This window comes from Streptomyces sp. CLV115 (assembly GCF_038448545.1).
Lineage (GTDB): Bacteria > Actinomycetota > Actinomycetes > Streptomycetales > Streptomycetaceae > Streptomyces > Streptomyces sanglieri.
On record NZ_JBCEWQ010000058.1, the window covers coordinates 31,381 to 48,584 of the forward strand.

The following is a 17,204-nucleotide window of genomic DNA, read 5'->3' on the forward strand; positions in this document are numbered from 1 at the left end:
CCGCCCGGTAAGGCCAAGGATGCGGCCTGTAAGATACGAACTGGACGGTTTCTTTACCGGCCACCCGACGTTCACCACCCTGAGGAGGGAGGAGGCAGAGTGGCTGAGCAGCTACGAGCCATCCGTACCCGTCAGACGATCCTTTCGGCAGCGGCCAAGATCTTCGAGGAACACGGGTACCAAGCGGCCACGATCTCCCAGATCCTCACCGAGGCAGGAGTCACCAAGGGCGCCCTGTACTTTCACTTCCACTCCAAGGAAGACCTGGCCCAGGGCGTCCTCGCCGAGCAGGACCAGCGCATCATCGTCCCTCCCCGCGTCTCCAAGGTGCAGGAGATCGTGGATGTCGTGATGCTCCAGGCCCACCGGCTGCAGACCGACCCCATGGTCCGGGCCGGCGTGCGGCTGACCATGGACCAGCTGGCTCAGAACCTCGACCGCAGCGGCCCGTTTCTGCGTTGGGTCGAGGTCGGCCTCGACCTGCTGCAACAGGCGCAGGCCCAGGGCGAGTTGCTGCCCCACATCTCGCCGTCCGAGACGGCCGACGTCATCGTGGGCTCCTTCGCCGGCATCCAGTCCATGTCGCAGGCCGTCTGCGAGTACCGCGACCTGGTGGGCCGGGTCTCCGCCCTGATGCGCCACGTGCTGCCCAGTGCGGTGGTGCCCTCGATCCTCGCCTCGCTCGATCTTTCCGAGGGCCGGGGAGCCGCGGTCTACGACGAGGCGTTGAAGGCGGCCGAGATGCGAGACCTGGTCGAAGCGACCGGCTGAGCACCGCTCGTTCCTGCGGGGCACCGTCAACGGTGCCCCGCAGCGACGGCGCCCTCGGCGAAGTACGCCGACAGCGCCTCCTTCAGATCACGACCGCCCGGCGCCCAGGCGATGTAGCCGTCGGGCCGCACCAGCAGCGCGTCGTACGGCACCTCGGCGGTGGGCCGGGCACACACCACATTCAGGATCCCCGCCCATTCCCCGCCCGTCTCCCGCCGGGCGGCGCCCTCCTCGCCGAAGAGCAGCAGCAGCGGCCTGCCCTCGCGCAGCAGCCCGATCACGTCGGTCTCCCCGTCCGCCGTGCTGAGCACCACATTGCGCAGGAACGTGCCCGTCGCCCCAGCGCGGGCCCCGCCGTCCCGGTCGTCCGGGAGCACCGTGTCCTGGGCACTGATCAGACCGCCGAGATGCCCGTGCGCACGGTCCGCCGACAGGATTCCGGTGAACACCCGCCGCAGCGCGTCGAGTTCGGGACCGGGCCGCATCAGCGCCAGCTGCGCCTGCGTCTGGTCGATGACCTGCCGGGCCACCGGGCGGCGCTCCAGCTCATAGGTGTCCAGCAGCCCCGCACCCGCCGATCCGTGCACCGCCAGCGCCAGCTTCCAGCCCAGGTTGAGGGCGTCCAGCACACCGGCGCTGAGGCCCTGGCCGCCGATCGGGAAGTGCACATGCGCCGCGTCGCCCACCAGGAAGACCCGCCCCTTGCGGTAGTTCTGGGCCAGCCGCGCGAAGTCGCTGAACCTGCTGAGCCAGCGCGGCTCGTCCATCGCGATGTCCCGGCCGGCGATCCAGGACACCTCCTGCCGCAACTCCTCCAGAGTGGGCGGCAGTTGCCGGTCCGCGTGGGCGCCGGTGCAGTTCAGCGTCCGGATGTGTGTCCTGCCCTCCTCGTCGCGCTTGGCCACGATCCAGCCACGCGGGGTCTGGTGCCAGCCCTTGGTGAGATCGTCCGGCTGCGCGAGCGTGACGGTTCCCATGAGCGCGGACACCGTCGCCGGGTGGGTGTCGGAGGCGATGCCCGCCCGGCCCCGGACCGTGCTGCGGGCGCCGTCGGCCCCCACCACGTACCCGGCGAGACAGACCACGCTCCCCTGCGGCCCATCGGCCGTGACCCGCACCACGGCGTCCTCCTGGACGAGCTCGGTCACCCGGTGCTCGCGCAGGATCCGCGCCCCGGCCGCCAGCGCCCGTTCCTCGAAGTGCCGCTCCAACTCCGCCTGGGGGCACTTGAGGATCGGCTCGGGCTCGCGCGCGGGAGCCGTGATGACCAGTCCCGGCAGCCCCGCGAAGTGGAAGGCACTCTCTGCCGCGCCACCGGTGTACGGATACCCCTGCCCCGGCAGGTGGCCGCGCCGAGCCAGCGTCTGCACCGCCCGGGCGTGCAGCGTGGTCGCCTTGGGCTGCTCGGACACCTCGGCCCTGGGCTCCAGGAGCACGGTGTCGACTCCGTACCCGGCGAGCTCGGCGGCGATGAGCATGCCCACCGGTCCCCCACCGACCACCACGACCTGTGCCCGCACCAGCTGTTCCCCCTGCACCGCGACGCCTCCCCTGGCCATGGTCCATTCCCGTGAAAATATACCGGACGGACTGTTTTTGATCCATCCGCCGAGGAAACCGGCCGGCGCCCCTCACGCACTGCGCCCGACACCGGCCCAGGAACCGTAGAGCCGAGGCTGAAGCTGAAGTCGAGGATGAGACTACGGCTGAAGCTCCCGCATCGTGGACGACATCGGACCGCCCTCCGAGCGCTCGGTCTTGTGCCCCTTGCTGCCCGGCGCCAGCGTCCGCACATCCACGGCCTCCGCCGGCGCCCCCCTCGCATACAGCCCGTCTGGCTCGGTGTCCCGGTCGTGCGGAAGCAGCCAGAACACCCGCCGCCGGAACGTACCCGAGGAACGGGACGGCTTGGCCTTCGGACCCAGCAGGGCATACCCGACCATCCGGCCGTCACGGTGGTACGCGGGTCTCCCCCGCCGGGTCGGCAACCGGTCCAGGCTCTGACGGACATAGTCGAGCCGACTGATGTCCTCAAGCCAGACGAGATCCATCTCGTCGACGATCTCGTCCTCTGCGATGAGGGCACTCATACTGTCTCCTCGTCCGCGAGCAGGCCGATGCCCGGGTAGTACTTGCGCTGGTTGGAAAGGATCATTTCCTTCGGTGACGCCAGTCCCACCACCTCGCGAACACGTGCCGCGAAAGCCCGGGACGATATCGCCGGCGCCCCCTCATTCTGGCACCAGCTCCTGTAGGCCGCGTAGAGCTGGGATTGCTCCGCGCGCAAATCGGCTTCGAGCCGACAGGTCTCGTGGACGAAGCGCCCGGTGTGGTCCTCGGTCTCGGCGTATGCCGTTGTCGCGATGCGGACCCGCTCGGGGCCCGTCAGGTCCTTGTCGCCCCCCAGATAGCGACGGGCGCCCTCGATGAGCCAGTTGAGGATGCCGGGACCTTCCTGGGTGACGAGGATGTCCGCCAGGTTGTCGATCTTGCGATCGTCGGAGACCACCCGCTCGAACGGGATCAGCCGCATACGCCGCCAGAACGCGAAGCCGCCCGTACCGACCTCGGGCCGGTGATTGCCGAGCAGCCACATCTTGTGCGTCGGCTCGAAGCTGAAGAAGTCCTGCCGCATCCGGCGCGCCTTGATCCGGTCGCCACCGGTCAACAACTTGACCCGGGCCTCGTCGAAGCGGTCCCCCGGCTTGACCTCGCTGCACACGATCACGCGCCTGCCGTGCAACTCCGCCAGATCGGTGGGATGCCCCTCGTACGGACGCGACATCAAGAACCCGGGAGGCGCCGCGTCCGCGTAGTCCCCGAGCAACTTCATCAAGACGTCCAGCAGTACGGACTTGCCGTTCTTCCCGGAGCCGAACAGGAACGGCATGACCTGGGCGCCGACATCCCCGGTGACCGAGTAGCCGAGCAGCAGCTGGAGAAAGTCGATCATCTCCGCACCGTCCGGCCCCTCGCCGAAGGTGTCGGTCAGGAACCGGTTCCAGCGCGGTGTCGGCATCGGCTCCGGCGCGGCCGAGGTCGACCGGGAATGGAAGTCCTTCGTGGGCTCGGCAGGACGAATGCGCCCCGAACGCAGATCGACGACGCCCGCGGGCGTGCACAGCGCGTACGGATCCGCGTCCAGCCGCGCCGCGTTGAGCACCATCCCCGGGGCGGACTTCGCCTGGGTCAGCATCGCGTTCATCCCGCTGGTGCTCAGCGTGCGGCGGCGGTGCTGCTGCAACGCGGTCGGTGTGTAGACGCCCCGCGGATCCGTGGTGGCAATCGACTCCGCCAGATCACCCGCCGACCACATCACCGTATCGTCCTCGTCGATCTGCCACCGGGTACCGTCCCACCGGTACCAGCCGATCCCGGGCACGTGCCGGTAGTCGTTGCAGTAGAGCTTGACGAACAGCTTGGCGTTCCCTCGGTCGGTCAACGTGTCGGGCAGCAACCCGTCCGCCGTCGCCTCGCCGTTCCCCTGCACGGCGGCAGCCTGATACCGCGCGGACTCATCGCTCTGCCGGGGCGCCGGAACCGGCTGCGCAAGGATCTGCGCGGCCACCGCCTGGACGTCGAAGGCAGACAGGGCTCTTTCCTCGTCCACACTCACGCCCGCCCCCCGAGGGACAGCGGGCGGGACAGACCTGCGCTCAGACCACCCCGGATGATCGCCAGACAGCGCCGCTGCTGCCCCGGACGGGCCCGCTCGGCCGCATCCTGTAACACCCGCGTCGCCTCGTCCTCGGTGAGATGTCCCGCCGCGACCAGACCTCCTGCGGTGTACGCGGCCCGGTTCAACTTCTCGGAGAAAGCGGCGCCTTCGGGTACCACCGCACACGCGGCGATCTCGGCGAGAACTCCGGTCAGTACCCGCTCCCCCGCACCGCGGCCGCCACCGGCCGCGAGAACCGCCTGCCGGGCACGGGGCGGCACCGGCCGGGTTCCCGGCACGGAGGCGGACGGCAGATGCCCGGTGCGCTCCAGTTCCCTGGCGAGCCAGGCGGGAAGCGCGGCCGGTACGCGTGCGGGCCCCACGGGCCGGTAGACCCCCGCAGCGGTCATGGTCCCGGGCGCCACGATGTACCCGCCGTGCGCCCGGACGTCGACCTGCCAGGCGAGCGCGCGGCCGCCGCCCGACCCGGAGGAGCACTGCCACCGGTGGCCGCTGTCGTTGCGGTACCACACGTGGAGCCCCCCGGACGGGGTACGGACACGCAGCGTCGACTCGTCGTCCGCCGGGCTGGCAACGCCACGCAGGGCGGCCAGCACGCCCAGTGTGTGGAAGCCGTTGGCCAGTCCGGTCAGGTCGATGCCTGCGGAGATCCCGACGCCCGGCAGCAGCCGGTCACGGTCGGGGAGCTCACACGCATGCGCATCGATATCGATGACCACGAGGCCGGCAGGGCCGGTGGCGACTCCCACCCCGAGATCGGGCCGGGATCCCCACCACTGCTGGATCCGGTCGAAATCGAGCGTCGCCGCATGAAACCCATGACACCAGCGCCCCTCACGAATACAGTCGCACCCCCCTCGGGCATGACCTTGAACGCGGCACACCTCACAGTTGCCCACAGGCGTTTTACGGCCCGGAGCAAGAGGATGAACCGGCCACCCCTGGCGCGCACACCACGAGGCAGTTGTCAGAGGCTGCGAAGCGACCGATGCAGATCTTGCGAACTGCCGTTGGTCGCTGCGCGAAACCTGCAGCTCAGCTGCCATTCACTTCCCCCATCAGCGACTGAAGCGACTCAACTCCCAAAATCAGATTAGCGAAATCTGAGGGAGAGGAGAGGCACATGGGACAGAACAGGTGTACGCATCTGCAAGATGCCCAGCAAACGCACGACGGAGGGCCCAGAGACCGACGGTCGCTCAGTCGCTCGCCGGCAGGCACACAGAACCGCAGGTCAGAGGCGTATCCGACGCAGAACAGCGACTGAAGCGACTCAAGGTCGCTATATATGACGCACACACGCGCTCACACGCACACGCACGAATGTCTCCATATACCTGAAACTTGAGTCGCTTCAGTCGCTGTTCCCCCCAACACACCCCTCTGACCTGCGACTTTCCCTCACAGGACGAAGCGACTCAGCGTTCATTCAGTCGCTGACGTCCAGTCGCTGAGGCCGCTCCCCCACCACCCGAGCCGCTCCGAACCCGCCCCTGTCGAGGCTCAAGCGTCTTCCCCTCACAACTGCTCCCACCAGCACATACCAGCCAGTCGCGCCTGCCGGAGGTCATCAAACTGCAGGCCGGACAAGCGGAGTTCTGTCGCACCAGCAACCAACACACCTGCCCTGCCGGACAGTTCCTCAGCCGGCCCGCCACTACAGGCCGGCCCACAGCAGGCCATCCCAGTGAGCGGGCCCTGACCGTGGCGGGAGGCGGGCCAGGAGCCGGAGTCAGTACCCCAGCACCTCGGCCCCCTCCCCACCGGACCACTCATCGAACCGAGTTGGAGCCCTCAGCAAGAATCCTGTCGACAAGGATCTTCCGCTGGTCCTCGTCCATCTTGCGCAGAACAAGATCGGCAACCTGATGACCGTCGTGCCAGGGCATCTTCGTAACCTTGCCGAGCGCGACGATGCCTGACTCCCCCGGGGCCAGCTGAGCCGGAGCGACCTGGCGTCCGGCGTGCTCCGACCGCTGCCCGGGTACTTCATCGTGTGTCGCCGACACCTCTTCCGGAGCATCGGGCCTATCACGCCGTGATAGATCGGGTTCCCGAGCTCCCGGATTATCACGCCGTGATAGGCCCGCCTGCTCCTCGCTCGGGCTATCACGCCGTGATAGATCGGCTTGGCTCTCACCCGGATTATCACGCCGTGATAGCCCTGCCGGAGCCTCCCCGGGATTATCACGCCGTGATACTGCCGTCCCCTGTCCCCCGGAGCTGCCCGGAACGACAAGACCACCTGACGTATCGGCCCCGCCCCTCGGCTCATCCGCAGCCCCGCTCTCCGAGCTATCACGGCGTGATAGCTCGCGTACCGCCGAGCGTCGCTGAACACCTGCGGCAGCCCGTGCATCTGCCTGCTGGCGCTGTTCATCGGGCGGCAGCTTGGAAAGATTCCGTACGTGCTCGATCTTGCGGCGCCCCTCCACCAGGTCCGCCTGCAGCTGAGGATCGAGGTCGAGAACGGAAAGCTTCGAGGAGATGGTCGACTGGGCGATACCGAGTCTCTTGGCGGCCTTGGTCTGAGAACCGTAGAAGTCGACGAGCGTACGAAGCGCCTGTGCCTGCTCCAGCGGGTTCATGTCGTCACGGTGGACGTTGGCGACGAAGGCCGCCTCAAGCAGCGCCTCGTCGGTGGAGACAAGTGCGTTGTCGACGCTGACCCGAATCTTTGCAGCACCCGCGAGACGTGCCGCGGCCAGACGCCGATGGCCGTCGACGACGATGTACCGGGCACCCTCGTCGAGGTCCGCCGCACGGTGCGGACGCTCCTCCAGATAGGCCTCGATCGAAGCCACCGTCACAGCGTTGACAAGGCCGATCTCCGCAATGCTTTCTGCCAGCCCGTCCAGATCCCGCAGTTCCTCGCGAGGGTTGTCGGGGTTCTGGCTGATGAGGTTCAGAGCGAGCTCGGTCGGATCGGGAACGCCGGCCGTCGGCACACCCGTAGCGGCACCGATCGCGGCCCGCCGGGCGCTGATGGGGCGGGCCTGGGCGAAGGAGGAACCGGCCCCGAGGTTCTTGGCCTTACTCACTTGCTGATCTCCCGAGCGAGGGCGCGAAGCGCAACGGACTGTTCGCATCGGGGTGCATAGGCAAGAAGGGGCCGCTTGGCACGGACGGCTTCCTTCTGTTCCTTGAGGTCTCCGATGACGCCCACGACTCGCGGATCCTTTATGGCCATCCAGGACTGGAGCGAGGAGGTGGCGATGTAACCGCGCCGGGCGTCGTAGTGATTGACGACGAGGCCGAGGTAGTCGACGTCGAGAGCAAGGTCATTGCGCATGTCCTCGATCTGTGACGTGAGCAGTTCGTAGGCGTCGGCACTGCTGTCCTCGGCCTGGACCACGATGAGAACACCGGAGTTGCCCGGCACTTCCTGCGGGCGGCGGCGCCCGTAGTAGGTGGCGGCGTCCATGCTCAGCCCGAGGCTCGGAGGGCAGTCGATCAGGATGACGTCGTAGTCGGGCTCGACCGCGGCGAGGGCTCGTTCGAGGGCCGACTCCCGTGCACGGACGGAGGCCAGTCGTACATCGAGGAGAAACGCATCGGTGCAGGCAGGCAGAAGATGCAGTCGCCCACCGAACCGGTCTTCCTCGATCGGCACGATGAGATCGCTCAGTGAGCCCTTGCCGTCACCAGCCATGTGATTGGTGAGAGAGTCCCCGTCCATCGCCAGGGGAGCGTGGCCCAGCTGCTTGGTGAGGTGTCCCTGGGGGTCGAAGTCGACAAGCAGAACACGCTGCCCGAGCCCGGGCAGGTCTTCCAGAGCGAGCGGGTCGGTGGCAGCCTCCTCGTCCTCTTCGAGGAGTGCGGCAAAGTGCTTGGAGACACGAACCGGCACCAGGGCGGTGGAGTCCTCCGCGAGTGCCTCACCGGTTCCGGCCGTGACGGCGGTCTTGCCGACGCCGCCTTTCTGATTGCAGATGACGACGCGTCGGACGATGTCGGGGCGCTTCACCACAGGTGCGGGATGGCTGTCCAGCCAGACCCGCACGGACTGGGCCAGACCCTGGATCAAGGAGACCCCGCGGCGCTTGCAGTCCGAGCGGAATCCGGCCCACAGGGGAGAGGGCAGGAACGTTGCGAACGACTCCGCGCCAGAAGTGTCGATGGGGGAGAGGTTGGATCCGAGACCGCGCCATGCAGTGATGCCGGCTTCGACAGCGTCCTGCATGTCGATGCCGTGCTGAACGGCGCGGACCTTGAGTTCCTGGCGAAGCCAGGAGGGAAGCTTCGAGACGACCTTCTCTCGGTCGCCCCTGGTGTCGGGTGTCGTCATAGTCCGTCACTCTACTAACGCCATAGATCAATTGAGCACGCGACGCGTTAGCTGTGTCGTCTTTTTCGTTGTGGGGGAGTGGCCCACTATCAACCAACCTAAGCTATAATGCGGCACCTTTCGTACCTACCTGCGTCGCCAACAATGCCGCTCAGCTTTCGCGCAGACCTGCAAAGACAGCAACTGGATGTGCCGCAGGGCATCTTGTCCATCGGGGCAGCCGCATCCGCCCGGACTCAACGGCCGAATCATCGCGGCCCGCCGGGTTCGTGGACCCGCGGGCGGTCAAAAGCGGCGCAGTGGCTGGTCCGAGTGGGTGGCTCGGGTGGGCACTCCTGCCGCAGAGTCCGTGAAGCCATCGTCGGGGCTGGCTTTCGTCGGCTGAGGTTCAGTCGGGCGAGTAGATGGCTCAGCTTGTGACGTCCGCTCAGGAACCCTGGCTGAGGCCCGTGCCAACGCCGGCGATTCATCGCGGACACAGGCACACACCCCGCTCCGCGCAGACCCGTACGTCGGGTGCGAGTCTTCTTTTATAAGAGGCGCCGAGCCCCCAAAACGCTCTGACCTGCACATATGCAATGTTGATCATGCTCTGGCCGACACATTTGGCAGGTCGAAATGTTAACCTGGCCAGCACATTTTGCCGCAAAAGTAAGGCTCAGCCTAACTTTTCGAATGGGCCGCACGCGTCGGGGAAACCGCAGGTCAGGGGAGTGCCGGTTCCGGACGAACACCCCGGCCCATGACACCGATTCGATCAAAATGTGCTGCAGAACGAAACCGGAAGTTAGGCTCAGGCTAACTTCCGCCGCCTTCTTGCACTGAAAGTTCGGCTCAGGCAAACTTTTGAAGCGAGCGCGTCGCCCTCTCAGACTCGAAGCGTGTCGAGCCGTCAAAAGTAAGGCTCAGCCGAACTTTTGGGATAGCCTCGGACCGCCTGAGCAACAAGGAGGGTCCAGTGACATCTGAAACGCCGTCGCGCCAGCCGCGTCGGCCCCGAGCAGTGCCCTCTCCCGCATCCTCGCCGGAGAGCAACGCCGTGTTCGACGACATCCTGAACCTGTTGGGTGAGCAACTCGGCACGACTGCCCCGGAGACAACACAGCCGAAGGCAGGGAAACGCAAGCTCAAGGGCGTCACCTTCGAGTACGAGAACGACCCTCGATCCGTCCACAGCTTCGCCGGAGGCGCCGGCTACAGCCTCGCCAGCAACTGGTTCACACAGCTGCTGCCCCAGCTCTTCATCGCCAACGGCATCACGAAGAGCCAGCTGTGCGTGTTCCTGTACGTAGCGGGCGGACAGCGGCCCGGCACCGGCATCGCGGAGTACACCCAGCAAGAGATCACCGACGGCCTGAACGGACTCGCGGCCAAGAAGCCCGGCGCCAAGATGATCACCCGCCCCACCGTGAACCGCGCCGTCCGAACCCTCTGCGAATACAAGTGGCTCGAACCAGCAGGAAACGGGCGAATCCGTCTCAACGTCACCCTCTGGTTCCAGGGCAACAGCACCGCCCAGCACGAAGTGCTCGCCCAGATCGCCGCCGACCACGATGACGATCCGACAGCGTTTCCGCACAGAATTGGTCCGGAGCTGGTTCACCACCAGGAAGCGCTGGACCTTAACCTGGATGGCGAAGTGCCCGAGCCTGTCAGAAGGAAGCGCACAGGGTGATGCTCGCTACCACGACAAGCCGATTCGATACGGAGGAAGGCACCGATGGCCGTTGCAGTCATGTCGCCGCTCGTCGCTGAGCGCATCTGGGCGCTGCCCATCGGAGCCGCCCCGGTGAAATTCCTTCAGTACCTGATCTTCCGGAGCGAGAACGGCGGCGCACTCCCGAGCCAGCGCGAGATGGCAGTGGAGTACAAGGTGAAGCCGCCCACCGTCAGCGCACTGATGGAGCCGCTGTTCGAGCTCAACCTCGTGCTGCGCTCCCGCGCCGAAGGCCGCGGGGGCAACCGCTACCGACTCCACCCACTCGCCGCCAAATACGAGAGCGTGACGGACATGGAAGCCGCCTTCGCGTACGCCCTCGAAGAGATGAAGAGCGGCAAGCTGCCCACCATCCACCTACCGGAATACCGAGCAGCACCCCCGGCCGAAGGCCGCCCCGACCTCCGCATCGCCTGATCCGACAGAAGACAAAACAGAGGCCCCGCCATCTGGGATGGCGGGGCCTCTGTGCCTGAACAACAAGTTGTGCGCCCCACTATACCGGTACGCGCGACAGTCGGCGAGGCGCCGCCGTCGACAGCCCCTCACGCTTGACCGCACTGGTGCAACCGGCCTTCGAAAGCAGGCTCCGAACGCCTTGTTACGTTCCCACCATGTGCCCATGGAGACGCCGTCATACGGGGCCGAAACAGTGACGCGCATGAACACGAGCATGCGTGTGGAACCGAGCCCACACACGAGACGCCGGGGCATCTCCGTACTCCTGACCCTGTCCGCCGTGGCCGCCGCCCTGGGCGCTCCAGGAATGGCGGCCGCCCAGGAACCGTCCGGCACAACCGCCTCCGTCCCGCCGATCCGCTGGGGTGCCTGCCCCAAGGCCGAACCGCCCTACCCCGACCCCAGCCCGAGGGCCCAGTGCGGGACGGTCGAGGTGCCGCTGGACTGGTCGAAGCCGAAGGGTCCGAAGACCGGCATCTTCGTCGCCCGCTACCGGGCCACAGACCCCACCCGGCGGATCGGCGTCCTCATGTCGAACCCGGGCGGCCCCGGGGCCGCCGGAGCCGACGACGCCCTGTACGCCGACGACCCCGTCAGCGGCTACTCCGCGGCCATGCTCCAGCGCTTCGACATGATCGGCTTCGACCCACGAGGCATCGGCCGCAGCGGTGCGGCCGACTGCGACGAGACGATCCTCGACTCGATACCGGCCCGCCCCCGCAACCCGTCCGAGTTCGAACGACTGCGCACCTTGAACGGCCGTCTGGCGGCCGACTGTCTGAAGCGGACGGGCCCGCTCGCCGCCCACATGGACGGTGAGAGCGTCGTCCGCGACATGGACGCGATCCGTGCCGCCATCGGCGAACGCCGGATCAGTTTCCTGGGCCACTCCTACGGCACATTCCTCGGCGAGCGTTACGCACGGCTGTTCCCGGGCAAGCTCCGCGCACTGGCCCTCGACAGCGCGATGGATCCGGACCGGCCGAACGCCGAGCGATACCTCATCGACGGCAGCGCCACCATTGACAGCACCCTGAAGCGGCTCGCGGCCTGGTGCAAGAAGGACACAGCCTGCGCGCTCAAGGGCAAAGATCTGACAGCCGTCACCGACACCCTGTTCGCCCGCGCCGACGCGGGCACACTGCGAGAACCGGGCCCGGACGGACCGACACGGACCAAGGTCGGCCCCGACAAGCTGTCCGACCTCCTCACCTTCGCACTAGGCAAGGGGAGTCCGGAGAGCACGGCACAGCAGCTGGCCGCCCTGTACACGGGAAAGGGCGAGGTCCGCTGGCTCCCCACCGGCACCGATCCGGCCTTCCGGCTCGTGCTGTGCCGGGACTACGACTTCCGGATCCACGACTACGCCCAGTACCGGACCATCCTGAAGAGGGCCGCAAAAGCCGCCCCGCACACCCGTTACAACGCCCAGGCCCTCGACACCATCCTCGGCTGCCAGGGCTGGACCATGCCGCCCAAGCCCCGGCCAGCCCGCATCAAGGGCGAACTCCCACCCGTCCTCGTGGCCAACGCCACCCACGACCTGGCGACGCCCCTGCCGGGCGCGCGGCGCATGGCGAGCTCCTTCCCGAAGGCGTCCCTGTTCACGATGGACGTCGTGGGGCACTGGCTCTACCGCAGAGGAGGGACGGAGAAGGCGGTACGAGTGATCGACACCTACCTCACCAGCCCGAGAAGCACACTTCAGCCCCAGGGGCACTAACGGGTCCGGGCTCACGCAGACCAACACGGCGGGCACGCAGATCTGCTGTGCGAAGTGCATCGACGATAGAGCGAGCCAGTGAGCAGAGGCCGCCGTAGAGCCCGACCACGGCGGCCTCCAGGGCTTGTCCGGCGGCTCTCGCCGGACAAGCCCCGGGCCGGGGGAGGGCTCAGCGCTTGAGCATGAAGGCGAAGTCGCCGGAGAGCTTGCCACTCAGCCGGACCGCCGAGACGATCTTCCCCTTCGCGATCAACCTCCCGACCTCGGCCCGCGAAAGACCACAACCTTCAGCGATCAGCCGCACCGGCCGGACCGGGATCCGCGCCGCGAAGCGGACCGAGACGTCGATCACCTCACAGTCCAGATGATCCGATCCGCCGGTGTCGAGGCGCCAGGCATCGGCCCAGTCGAGAGCGATGCGATTACGGCGCTGTACGACCGGATCCTGGAGCAACTCGGCTGCCAGACCGACATCATTGCCATGCAGCCGGTCCAGCAGCTCAGGCTGTACGGAGCGCACATTCACCCGCTCCAGGACCGTGAGCTTCGCCGTCTCCCCGCACGAGGTACAGAGCACGAGAAGCCAAACGTCGATGAGCTTGTGGTTCGCATTGACGCGAAATTTGCCGTTTGCCCGGAAACGCTCGGACGGGCACGTATGGCAACGTCGGAGAACGACCGGCAGGCAGGTGGGTATGACCACCCAGTTTTCGAGCACAGAAATACACCGATTTCAGTGAGAAGTCCGCAGCAAAAAGCAGCGCGGCGCACAAGCGCGACGCGCGACAGATCAGCACTCGGGAGGTCTCACACGGTGTACAACGGAATGTCCTTGCCTGGACGACTTGGCTCGGCGGCACGGTAACGACCCACGACGGCGCTGTGCCACTGGTTTTCGATCGGCCCTCAGCTCAACGCGGGATTACGGAACAGCGCTTAGCCTGGCGCGATGACTGATGAGCAGGAGCGGGTCAAGCCGTCGGGAGTGTGGGCCACGGCGGTGGGGGTGGCCAGGGTGCGGGCGCTGGAGACTGAGCGGGAGAGCGCGCTGTTCCGCGACCCACTGGCACAGGCTTTCGCCACCGCCGGCGGCCTGTGGCCCTCTTCGCCGCCGCCCGATGACGAGGCCGCGCGGCGCCGCCGTACGGCCGTGTCGTTCTCCATCGTCATCAGGACGAAGTTCCTCGACGACGTGTTGCAGCAGGCCTCCGCATCCGGGGTCCGGCAGGTCGTACTGCTCGGCGCCGGCATGGACAGCCGGGCCTTCCGGATGGACTGGCTCAAGGGCACCCGGCTGTTCGAGGTCGACACTGCCGCGCCACTGGAGTTCAAGGCGTCGGTGCTGCGCCAGGAGCGAGCGGTCGCACGCTGCGAGCGGATAACCGTCGCGGTGGATCTGCGTGAGGACTGGCCAGGCGCGTTGGCCGCCGCAGGGCACGACCCGGCGCTGCCGACCGTGTGGATCGCCGAAGGACTACTGATCTATCTGCCCCAGGACGCGGTGGAGCTACTGCTGACCCGGATCAGCACGCAGTCGGCGGCAGGAAGTCGGATGGGGCTGACGCTGGGCTCGCGCGGCGTGATCGAGCGCTTCGCCGCGGACGCCACGCCGGGATCGGCGGCGGCCATGTGGGTCTCGGAGATGCCCGAGGATCCCGTGGGCTGGCTGGCCGGGCACGGCTGGGAGGCCGACAGCCACACGCTGCGCGAGCGCGCTGCCGCCTACGGACGCCCGATCAGCACCCCTCCGCAGCGCGAGGAGCGGCCCGGCGGACTGATCTCGGCGGTCCGCCGGTAGAGCGCCTACCAGGGGCCCTGGACGATCGCTTCCGGGTAAGAGGGGAAGCGTACTTCCGGACTCGTGCCGGTGATCGGTGTCGACATCGGGCCGGGGCCCACGGCATCCGGTGTATGCGGTCGCAAGGCGGAGGAGGCACCGGCCACGCAACCGTTCGAGTTCGACAAGAGTCTAGTGACCGGAAGCATTTCTCCTGGAAGTCATCGCCCGCTTTTCCGCGTCCCAGCAGAGGATCTCTCAATGTCGATTCCCCGGCACAACCGTCGCGCCTGCCGTGCTGTTGCTGCCACCCTCGGCGCTGCCGGGCTGATCGTACTGGCTGCGGCTCCTGCCGCCTTCGGTGATGAAACCGCACCCGAGTTGGTCGTTGGAGGCATCGAGCCGGTCAGCGGGGTGAAACCTGGGAGCAGCTTCGATCTGTCGGCAACCGTGGCGAACAAGGGCACCAGGGCGGCCGAGAGCGTATGGGTCTCCTACGGCGTCACCCGAGGACTCGACTTCACAGAGGTTCCCTCCAACTGCCGGACACAGCAGGTCCCGTCCTACGACGAGATGCCCGAGAGATGGATCGCGGTGTGTGCGTTCGACCAGGTGGTGGAGCCGGGCACCGTCTACACGCCCGAGAGGCCTCTCCGCGTCGAGGCACTGGACCGTGCGCTCAACGACGAGCTGCGAGTGAATGTCTGGGACGTCGATCCCGGAGCGGACGAGAACGGCACCCAGCCGGTGGCGGGAACCGCGCCGGCGGTGAAACTGGTCGAGGGACAAGCCGGGAGCGAGGGGACCGCACGAGTTGTCAATGTGCCCGTCAGCTCCGTAAACACGGCCGACTACCAGGTGACGGGTGCCGCGCTGAAGGGAAGCGTCGGTGACACGGTGAAGATGAAGGTGAAGTTCGTCAACGCCGGGCCCGCCTGGATCCTGACCAAACAGGGGGAGCGGTCCGTCAGCGTCATGGTCACGCCTCCCGCCGGAACATCGGTCGTCAAGCCCGGCCAGTTCTGCCGGGCGAAGGGTAAGGTGTACGTCTGCGGCATGCGGTCACTGAACGAGGGCAGCCAAGAGACCTACACCTTCGAGCTGAAGATCGACAAGCGGGTGGCGAACGCCAAGGGCCAGGTGGCCCTGAGCACCGAGGCACGGCCATTCGACCCCAACAAGGTCAATGACAAGGCCGACATCACGCTGGACGTCACGGGTGGGGAGCCGACCGGCTCGACGGGCGGCTCGGCCAATGTCTCGGGCGGCTCGGCCGGCGGGTCGTCGACGGCCGGCGACGACGGGACCACGACGAACGGCGACACCCTGGCAGAAACCGGCTCCTCGACGCTGCCTATCACGGGCGCGGCTGCCGCAGCGGTGGCTATGGGCGCGGGCATGCTCTTCATCGTGCGCCGTCACCGGACCCAGAGCCTGGGCTGACGACCTAGCGGCGATCGCTTTCACAGGCGTCGAGACGTACGGCGGACAGGTAGTGCGTGCTCTGAGGGTTGACGTCTGCGGACAGCAGGAGCTTGCGGTCCGACGGGTCGAGAACCTCGGTCAGTTCATGGATGGGGTAGCCGAAGAGGTCGAAGTCGCCGAAGGCAACCGGTATGTCGGCGGCTCGGTCCGGGACGCGCTCGGTCCGTTCGACGATCAAGTGCCCCATGGTCTGCTCGGTGCAGGCCGTGCAGGCATAGGCCGTGACCAGGATGTCGCAGTGAACGAAGAAGAAGGTCCAGTGCGCTCCACACATCCACCCGCCGGGGCGGATGTCCGCCAGAGTCGACGCCGTCCACTGCGCCGCATGCGCGGTCATGCCGAATCGCAGGACGCCTGCGTTCGCTGGGAGGACGAGCCCGGTGCCGGGTATCAATCGAAAGGTCACCCGAATAGTGTGCAGGGACGCGGCGGTTGGGCCACCCTGCCTGTGTTCAGTTCGTCCTTCAGCGGAGTCGTCGGCCCGGAGCGAGCACACCCCGACCATCGCCCCTGTACGGCCTCCTTCCCGTCACGCGGCCGCGGTCTGGGTCAGCAGATCCAGGGTCGGTACCAGGACCAGGACATGCCGCGCGCCGAGTTTCTCGGCGGCCGCGACGGCGATCAGGGTCTTCCCGGATCAGGTCGCGGCGGTGACCTGGGTCCGCAGCCCCTCGGCCGGCAGATGCCCGCTCGCAGGCGTCTGAAGCGCCCTCAGAACCGCTTCGACCGCCTCGACCTGATGCGGGAACAGCTCCTTCAGCGTCACCAAAAATTTCCTCTCCTCGACCGCTTCAATGTATTTCCGGGCGTGAAATGGACCCGGATCCCTGTGCAAAGCATGCATTTTTCGGCGACAACCAGGACACAGACAATCGCCCCCAGGGCCAGCGGCAGGACGTCGGCTCAAACTCCTTAACCCAGCTGGCCATCCAGAGTGACGCACATCAGTGGAAGTGTTTCCGAACCACCAGTCCGGCACCTGCACAGGGCCCGCTCCTGCCAACCCTTGAACCCTCCTGACAGAGACTCAAGAGAACCAGAGAAACGGACAGAAAACCTCCGGCCCTCACGACCCGTCACCACAACCCCCAGCAAAGATCACCCCAACTCCCAGCCAGCCCAAGGGCCGTGCGGAGCATGGCCCACCGCCCGGATCGCGGAGCGATCCGGGCCGCAGTCAACGAAGTTGACTGCCCGGGCCACGGAGTGGACCGGCAACCCCGGACGAAGTCCGGGAACAACGCACGGAGTGCGTTGTCGTCTTCCGCCGCGTAGCGGCGGCGCGTCGTGTCTGCGGAGCAGACC

General features: G+C 67.0%; 16 protein-coding genes. 6 read left to right on the forward strand and 10 right to left on the reverse strand.

Features of this window, described 5'->3' with window-relative positions:
- Window positions 1-99: 99 nt before the first annotated feature.
- Window positions 100-771, forward strand: a complete 672-nt coding sequence (locus tag AADR41_RS20875) for a ScbR family autoregulator-binding transcription factor (protein ID WP_342282906.1) — start codon at window positions 100-102, stop codon at window positions 769-771.
- A gap of 26 nt (window positions 772-797) precedes the next feature.
- Here AADR41_RS20875 and AADR41_RS20880 read toward each other — a convergent pair whose 3' ends face one another.
- From AADR41_RS20880 to AADR41_RS20905, 6 genes are all read right to left on the reverse strand, one after another.
- Window positions 798-2,330, reverse strand: a complete 1,533-nt coding sequence (locus tag AADR41_RS20880; RefSeq protein ID WP_342282907.1) for an FAD-dependent monooxygenase — start codon at window positions 2,328-2,330, stop codon at window positions 798-800.
- A gap of 141 nt (window positions 2,331-2,471) precedes the next feature.
- A complete protein-coding gene (locus tag AADR41_RS20885; protein ID WP_124723573.1) occupies window positions 2,472-2,861 on the reverse strand; it encodes a DUF6009 family protein in 390 nt (129 codons plus the stop codon).
- Window positions 2,858-4,387: a DNA primase family protein gene (locus AADR41_RS20890; RefSeq protein ID WP_342282908.1), complete on the reverse strand. Its 1,530-nt coding sequence runs from the start codon at window positions 4,385-4,387 to the stop codon at window positions 2,858-2,860. The genes AADR41_RS20885 and AADR41_RS20890 overlap by 4 nt, the downstream gene beginning before the upstream one ends.
- The gene (locus AADR41_RS20895) at window positions 4,384-5,496 is read right to left on the reverse strand and encodes a bifunctional DNA primase/polymerase (RefSeq protein WP_342282909.1); all 1,113 of its coding nucleotides are present in this window, start codon (window positions 5,494-5,496) and stop codon (window positions 4,384-4,386) included. Before AADR41_RS20895 ends, AADR41_RS20890 begins: the two co-directional genes overlap by 4 nt.
- A gap of 726 nt (window positions 5,497-6,222) precedes the next feature.
- Entirely contained in the window at window positions 6,223-7,491 is a 1,269-nt protein-coding gene (locus tag AADR41_RS20900; RefSeq protein WP_342282910.1) for a ParB/RepB/Spo0J family partition protein, read from the reverse strand.
- Window positions 7,488-8,738: a ParA family protein gene (locus AADR41_RS20905; protein WP_342282911.1), complete on the reverse strand. Its 1,251-nt coding sequence runs from the start codon at window positions 8,736-8,738 to the stop codon at window positions 7,488-7,490. The genes AADR41_RS20900 and AADR41_RS20905 overlap by 4 nt, the downstream gene beginning before the upstream one ends.
- Before the next feature lie 1,039 nt (window positions 8,739-9,777).
- Here AADR41_RS20905 and AADR41_RS20910 point away from each other — a divergent pair.
- The 3 genes from AADR41_RS20910 (at window position 9,778) to AADR41_RS20920 (ending at window position 12,637) form a co-directional block, all read left to right on the forward strand.
- Window positions 9,778-10,413 (forward strand): hypothetical protein, encoded by a 636-nt coding sequence (locus AADR41_RS20910; RefSeq protein WP_342282912.1) that lies wholly within the window; start codon window positions 9,778-9,780, stop codon window positions 10,411-10,413.
- A 45-nt stretch (window positions 10,414-10,458) separates the two neighbouring features.
- The gene (locus AADR41_RS20915) at window positions 10,459-10,872 is read left to right on the forward strand and encodes a hypothetical protein (protein WP_124723568.1); all 414 of its coding nucleotides are present in this window, start codon (window positions 10,459-10,461) and stop codon (window positions 10,870-10,872) included.
- Between the two features lie 244 nt (window positions 10,873-11,116).
- Complete coding sequence (locus AADR41_RS20920) at window positions 11,117-12,637, forward strand: alpha/beta hydrolase (RefSeq protein WP_342282913.1); 1,521 nt, start codon at window positions 11,117-11,119, stop codon at window positions 12,635-12,637.
- 169 nt (window positions 12,638-12,806) lie between these two features.
- Here the strand turns inward: AADR41_RS20920 and AADR41_RS20925 are convergent, their stop codons facing one another.
- Window positions 12,807-13,355 (reverse strand): DUF1062 domain-containing protein, encoded by a 549-nt coding sequence (locus tag AADR41_RS20925; protein ID WP_342282914.1) that lies wholly within the window; start codon window positions 13,353-13,355, stop codon window positions 12,807-12,809.
- Window positions 13,356-13,586: 231 nt separating this feature from the next.
- Here AADR41_RS20925 and AADR41_RS20930 point away from each other — a divergent pair, with 231 nt between their 5' ends.
- Complete coding sequence (locus AADR41_RS20930; RefSeq protein ID WP_342282915.1) at window positions 13,587-14,435, forward strand: class I SAM-dependent methyltransferase; 849 nt, start codon at window positions 13,587-13,589, stop codon at window positions 14,433-14,435.
- A gap of 63 nt (window positions 14,436-14,498) precedes the next feature.
- On the forward strand, window positions 14,499-15,857 hold the full coding sequence (locus AADR41_RS20935; protein WP_342282916.1) for a hypothetical protein: 1,359 nt from the start codon (window positions 14,499-14,501) through the stop codon (window positions 15,855-15,857).
- A gap of 4 nt (window positions 15,858-15,861) precedes the next feature.
- Here AADR41_RS20935 and AADR41_RS20940 read toward each other — a convergent pair whose 3' ends face one another.
- From AADR41_RS20940 to AADR41_RS20950, 3 genes are all read right to left on the reverse strand, one after another.
- Window positions 15,862-16,305, reverse strand: a complete 444-nt coding sequence (locus tag AADR41_RS20940; RefSeq protein ID WP_342282917.1) for a hypothetical protein — start codon at window positions 16,303-16,305, stop codon at window positions 15,862-15,864.
- 123 nt (window positions 16,306-16,428) lie between these two features.
- Complete coding sequence (locus AADR41_RS20945) at window positions 16,429-16,524, reverse strand: hypothetical protein (protein WP_342282921.1); 96 nt, start codon at window positions 16,522-16,524, stop codon at window positions 16,429-16,431.
- Between the two features lie 12 nt (window positions 16,525-16,536).
- The gene (locus tag AADR41_RS20950; protein WP_342282918.1) at window positions 16,537-16,665 is read right to left on the reverse strand and encodes a hypothetical protein; all 129 of its coding nucleotides are present in this window, start codon (window positions 16,663-16,665) and stop codon (window positions 16,537-16,539) included.
- Window positions 16,666-17,204 lie beyond the last annotated feature (539 nt).